The sequence below is a fragment of the Holdemanella sp. genome (assembly GCF_056804935.1).
Genome location: NZ_DBMEXE010000100.1, coordinates 551 through 5,580, shown reverse-complemented (window position 1 = coordinate 5,580; position 5,030 = coordinate 551). Strand labels below are relative to the sequence as shown.

Sequence of the window (5,030 nt, the reverse complement as noted above, 5' to 3'; positions counted from 1 at the left end):
AACAGTGGGGAGCCGTATGCGGGAAAACTGCACGTACGGTTCTTAGAGGAGTTTATCTCCAACTGTTTATTTTAGAGAAGGAGATAAATTTACTTATGAAGCTTATATGGAAATATTTAATGAAATATAAGAAATGGTTTTTACTGGATTTTATAAGTGTATTTGGTTTTGCTCTTGTAGAACTTGGAATTCCAACAATCATTTCGGATATGATCGATCATGGTATTGAAACACAAGACACAACTTATTTATATAGTCGTTTTGGATTGATGGCATTCATTAGTGTGATTGGTGTAAGTGGGGTTGTGCTACTTGGCTATTGCTGCTCAAAAATATCGACAAATATTACGCGTGATATTCGTAATGACGTTTTTGAACATGCACAAGCATTCTCGGCTGCTGAAATGGAAAAGTTTGGTGTATCCAGTATGATTACACGTACAAATAATGATGCCTATCAAATTATGTTATTTTTAAATGTGATTTTAAAATCTGCATTATTAACACCGGTTATGATGTGTGTTTCGGTTATGTTAATTTTAAAAATCTCTTTAGAACTATCTTATGTAGTCTTAGCTACGATTCCTGTTGTTATTTTGGGTGTGATCATTGTTGCCAAAGTAAGTGAACCATTGAGTGAGAACCAACAAAAGTCGATTGACCACATTAATCAAATTTTGCGTGAAAATATTACGGGAATTCGTGTGATTCGTTCTTTTAATAAACAAGAGTATGAAAAGAAACGTTTCTCTAATGAAAATGATTTCTATCGAGATCAAAGCGCAAAACTATTTAAATTGATGTCTTGTACGGAACCATCTTTTTTCTTTTTGATGAATATCGCAACGGTGATTGTATATTATTTAAGTTGTACTTTACTAAATTCGAATGCTGTTACCTTAGGAAATGTAGTGGCCTTTGTAGAATACTTATTCCACGTTATGATGTCTGTTTTGATTTTCTGTATGGTGTTTATGATGTATCCTAGAGCGAATGTATCGGCTAAGCGTATTATGGAGGTTTTAGATACAAAACCAAGTATTGTCAATGATGAAAATTCTATTCAATTGGATTCAATTCAAACATTGAGTTTTAAAGATGTTACGTTCTCGTATCCAAATGGAGAAGAAGCCGTTTTAAAGAACATTGATTTTTCATGTCATAAAGGACAAAAAATTGCCGTGATTGGAAGTACAGGATCTGGTAAGAGTACATTAGTAAAATTAATGAATCGATTTTATGATGTAAGTCGTGGATCGATTGAAATCAATGGTGTTGATATTCGTAAATATAATTTAGAGAGTTTACGTACCCAAATTGGATATGTTGCACAAAAGGCACATATGTTTAAGGGAAGTATTCAATCGAATATTTGTTTTGGTAAGCCTGAGGCTAGTGTTGAAGAGATGGTTCATGCAGCAACGGTTGCGCAAGCCAGCGATTTTATTTCGACAAGAGAGCATGGGTATGAAGATGAAATTGCAGAGGATGGAACGAATATTTCGGGTGGACAGAAACAAAGGTTATCGATTGCTCGTGTCATCTTAAAAAAGCCATCCCTTTATATTTATGATGATAGTTTTAGTGCTTTAGATTTTAAAACGGATGCGACATTAAGAAAAGCCTTAAAACCAGAAGTAAAGAATGCGATTTTCTTTGTGGTTGCCCAAAGAATTTCTACCATCATGGATTCGGATATGATCATTGTTTTGGATGAAGGTCAGATTATTGGAATGGGAACACATGCACAATTGTTAAAGGATTGTAGTGTTTATCAAGAGATTGCTCATTCACAATTAACACAAAAGGAGTTGGATGATTATGAAAGAAACTAAGAAAATGAAGTTTACTGAATGTCTATCTCATCTGTTTGTGTTTATAAAGCCATATCGCTTTAAATTGTTATTTGGAATTTTAATGGTTATTACAGCCCAAGTGACTTTTGCCTTAAATCCGACTGTAGAAGGTATGATCACTACGCAATTAGCTAAAGATATTTCAGCGCATCAACCAATTCAGGTAGATAAAGTTGTACATATATTATGTATCTTATTTTCCATCTATATTGTGAAGACAATATCTCAATTTTTAATGGCTGTTTTTATGACGGATGCGATTCAGAAGACGATGTTTGATGTGCGCAATGCGATTGAGAATAAAATTCATCATTTACCTGTTTCTTATTTTGATCAAGAAAAAACGGGAGAGTTATTATCACGTATCACAAATGATGTGGATACATTATCGAATGCGTTGCAACAAACTTTATCACGAGTAATTTCAGCTATATGTACATTCACTTTTGTGCTATTCATGATGCTAAGAATCAATGTACTAATGACGTGTATCATTCTAGTGGCATTACCTGTTATTGCGCTTTTATCAAAATTTGTCGTTAAGAAATCACAGCCTTTATTTGATGATCAACAAAATACATTAGCCGATTTGAATGGTACCATCAATGAATTGTATGATGGATATAGTGAGATTCTTTCTTATAATCAACAAGAACATGCTTTAGAAAGATTTCAAAAAGATAATGAAAGAATGCGTGTATCAAGTTTTAAGGCGCAGTTTGTATCGAGCTTGATCAATCCATTATGTTCTTTGATTACCTATTTAAGTATTGGTTGTGCAAGCCTTGTTGGATGTCTTCAAGTATTAAATGGAACTATCGCATTAGGGCAACTACAAGCATTTATTCGTTATATTTGGCAAATCAACGATCCGATTTCTCAAATATCTCAATTATCAAGTGCAGTACAATCTGCCTTTAGTGCCATGTCACGTTTATTCACTTTCTTAAATCAACCAATTGAAGAGGATGTTATATCCAAATGTCAAATTGATGAAGTACGTACTATTGAATTTGATCATGTACAATTTGGATATGATGATAATCTATTAATGAAGGATGTTAATATTGATGTACATCAAGGTCAAACCATCGCTATTGTAGGTCCTACAGGAGCAGGTAAGACAACATTGACAAACTTATTACTACGGTTCTATGACGTAAAGGGTGGAAGTATTAAAATTAATGGTATTGATATTCGAGAATTGTCATATCATGATTTAAGAAAACTTTTTGCGTTGGTTCTACAAGATACGTGGTTGTTTGAGGGAAGTATTGAACAAAATATTGCGTATGGAAATGAAAAAGCATTAAAAAATGAAATTGTCCAAGCCGCAAAACAAGCTAATGTTCATCACTTTATACGTACTTTAACCGATGGCTATGATACTTTGATCAATGAAGAAGGTAGCAATATTTCTCAAGGTGAAAAACAATTATTAACAATTGCTCGTGCTCTTATAAAGAATCCAGAAGTTTTGATTTTGGATGAAGCTACTAGTAGTGTAGATACAAGACTTGAAAGACGTCTTCAAGGTGCAATGGATCGTGTCATGGAAAATCGTACATGTTTTGTGATTGCACACCGTTTATCTACAATCATTAATGCAGATAAGATTTTAGTGCTTGAACATGGGGATATCGTTGAGCAAGGTACGCATGAAGAATTGTTGAATAAAAATGGGGTATACGCAAGATTGTATAATGCTCAATTCGCAAAATAAAGAGTCTGATTATTCATTCAGACTTTTTTTGATGCCTTTGGCAATGGCAATCGCAATATTTTTTGTATGATTTTTAAGATAATATAAATCAGAATCATCGGATATAAATCCAGCTTCTATCAATATCGCATCCACTTCATTGTTGGCAACCACATACAAAGGTGTTTCATTTGTATCTAATAAGCCTCGATTCGAAGAATAATCGAGTTTATCCAATTGATCAAGAATAGAGTTGGACAATTTCACAGTGTTCTTGTTGGTAAAATCACAATAGATTTCATATCCACTCGCATCATATTCACTTGAATTTAAATGTATCGATACAAATAAATCGGCATTCTTTTTCTTAGCTAAATCACAACGGGTTTGTAGATCCTCTACATTATCATTTGACCATGAAACAGAGTCGCTTGTACGCGTGTATACAACTTTATAGCCATAGGATTTGAGTTGTTTTCCAACAAGTAGTGCGATATCTAAATTGATATCTTTTTCATAATCGCCATAGTTGCTTTCAGCTCCTACATCATATCCTCCATGACCAGCATCAATCATGATAGTTTCTTTTGTGCTTTTGGCAGAAACTGTTGTATCTTTTTCATTGAGTAAAGTATAGGTGCATCCTATACAGAATGTGAGTAAAAGTGTCATTAATAATTTTTTCATGGACCTATTAAAACATGTAATCCTTAAATGTTTCTTAAATTGTTGTCCCTTAAAATTAAGTTAAAACTGTATATTTTAAAGGATACAGTAAAATGATAATATAGGGACAAGTTTTAAAAAGGAGAAATGATTATGACAAATGAAACTACAAGAAGAATTGCCAAAACAGCTTTAATGATCGCGTTGATCTTCGTATGTACATTTACAATTAAACTTCCAAATCCAGCAACGGGTGGATATACACATATGGGAGATTGTATGGCATTTTTAGCTGTACTTGTCTTAGGTAAAAAAGATGGTGCTCTAGCTGCAGGTTTAGGTGCGGCTTTAAGTGATTTATTAACAGGCGCTATGATTTGGGTGCTTCCTACATTTATCTTTAAATTCATTATGGGATATATTATGGGTGTTGTACTTGAAAAGGGAAACAATGAAAAATTAGATTGGATCGTTGGAGCTAGCCTTGGTGGTTTGTTTCAATGTTTCGCATATACACTATTTAAGATTCCTTTATTTACAGCAGCAGTTGCCTTTGCGTCTGTACCTAGACTTTTAGCTCAAACGATTATGGGTCTAGTTATCTATGCGATCGTTGCGAATGTTTTAGCTAAATCGAAAGTAGTATCTTTACAAGGAGCTGTCGCATGAAAAAAATCGATGCACATGCACATTTAGGTTATATTGGTGGATGGGCCAATGTAGGAATGGATGCAGATGAATTGATTTCATTAATGGACACATATGAAATTGAAACGACAATGATTTGTGTTTTGGATAATGAAGAA

4 protein-coding genes are annotated in these 5,030 nt (G+C 33.6%); 3 read left to right on the top strand and 1 reads right to left on the bottom strand.

What is annotated here, in order from left to right:
- Positions 1–95: 95 nt before the first annotated feature.
- Together ACZQCL_RS05780 and ACZQCL_RS05775 are read left to right on the top strand one after the other, a co-directional pair.
- Positions 96–1,835: an ABC transporter ATP-binding protein gene (locus ACZQCL_RS05780; protein ID WP_482482184.1), complete on the top strand. Its 1,740-nt coding sequence runs from the start codon at positions 96–98 to the stop codon at positions 1,833–1,835.
- Positions 1,816–3,579, top strand: coding sequence for an ABC transporter ATP-binding protein (locus tag ACZQCL_RS05775; RefSeq protein ID WP_482482182.1), 1,764 nt, complete (start codon positions 1,816–1,818; stop codon positions 3,577–3,579). Before ACZQCL_RS05780 ends, ACZQCL_RS05775 begins: the two co-directional genes overlap by 20 nt.
- A gap of 9 nt (positions 3,580–3,588) precedes the next feature.
- Here ACZQCL_RS05775 and ACZQCL_RS05770 read toward each other — a convergent pair whose 3' ends face one another.
- Positions 3,589–4,245: an N-acetylmuramoyl-L-alanine amidase family protein gene (locus ACZQCL_RS05770; protein WP_482482180.1), complete on the bottom strand. Its 657-nt coding sequence runs from the start codon at positions 4,243–4,245 to the stop codon at positions 3,589–3,591.
- 132 nt (positions 4,246–4,377) lie between these two features.
- Here ACZQCL_RS05770 and ACZQCL_RS05765 point away from each other — a divergent pair, with 132 nt between their 5' ends.
- The gene (locus ACZQCL_RS05765; protein WP_288522209.1) at positions 4,378–4,893 is read left to right on the top strand and encodes an ECF transporter S component; all 516 of its coding nucleotides are present in this window, start codon (positions 4,378–4,380) and stop codon (positions 4,891–4,893) included.
- The last annotated feature ends 137 nt before the right edge of the window (positions 4,894–5,030 follow it).